The 1,223-nt window shown below is 40.5% G+C and carries 1 pseudogene; it reads left to right on the top strand.

The features are described 5' to 3' along the window. Positions 1 to 329: 329 nt before the first annotated feature. Positions 330 to 1,223: pseudogene (locus DI076_RS20035) on the top strand (hypothetical protein); the annotation flags it as partial.

The following is a 1,223-nucleotide window of genomic DNA, read 5'->3' as shown; positions in this document are numbered from 1 at the left end:
GAGGGCTAAGAACAAACCCCACAAAATCACAATTTCCATCACCTAATCAAAAGAACGATGTATCTTCACGTTCCCCCAAACTCTTATTCCAAAAACCCTCAAATATCTACCCTTCTAGACCCCTAGATTCTCCAGAAATCTACAATCATTATGCATTGAAGACCTTAAAGATCCTAAAAAATCTTTTCCCGAAGAAATGCAATTGTGCAGAAACATCTAACCTACTCTTTCTTAGAGTAAAGAATCGGGAAACTGTCGCTAGGTGTAACCTTTGTCATAAACAAATATCCATAACTGCCCATACTCCCTTCCAAAGCTTCAAACTTCCAGTGGCATATATTAGTTATATTTTGCAGGACATGATTTTGCAATACCCGAAGGTTATGACCTCAACGGAGATAAGTAGAAAGCTAAACCTTTCCTACAAATCGAGTTACCTTCTTAAAAAGAAACTACAGGTTTTGTTCAGTATCCTTAATAAAGGACTCCAAGAACAACTTTTTGAGGAATTAGAACAATTCGGGAATGTTAATAGTTCAGGAAAATTAAATAATGCGGAAAAGGATAACATAAAGGAAGGTTCACCCAATAAAAATGGGGTTCCTATCGCTGTAGCGGACTCTGTAGTCCTCTATTCTTCTTCCCTTAGAGCAAACAAACATAGATCCAGAAGATACAAAACTGGTACTGCCTCAATTTATCTTTCTAATTCGTTAGGTGGGGGCCAGTGCGGGACGTTGGTTCACACAGTTGGCATAAACGGAGGAATGACTTTCTACAAAAGCATACCACTAAGCAACCAACACTACTTAGAAAAGGATCTAGATGAAAAAATTCCAAAGAATGTAACCTTATACACTGATGAAGGCTATGGGTTCTTATGGGACAGGCCCAATCATAAATCCGTCAATCACTCCAAAAAGAGCAATGACCCAAGATACAATTTATCTAGGGAACGTTGGGTGACTAAGGAGGGTGTGAGTTCCAATGGGGCTGAAGCTCGCAATAATATCCTCAAACAGTCTTTCCGAAGCTATGGGTATGTAAGCCCGAAATGGTCGCAGGTCTACTTAGATGAAATTAGTTTCCTAGGGAACGTTAGATTTGCCCCTGAGTTAAGGTCGATTCTTTTGGGTGGGGAGGAAAAGGACTTTTGTGGTTTGTTCAGATCCGATGCTCGAAGGCCGTACCACCCCTTCCCACACACTAGACCACACACAACC

Source organism: Leptospira ellinghausenii (genome assembly GCF_003114815.1).
Lineage (GTDB): Bacteria > Spirochaetota > Leptospiria > Leptospirales > Leptospiraceae > Leptospira_A > Leptospira_A ellinghausenii.
The sequence above is the reverse complement of the archived record's forward strand: the minus strand, read 5'-3'. Positions and strand labels throughout refer to the sequence as shown.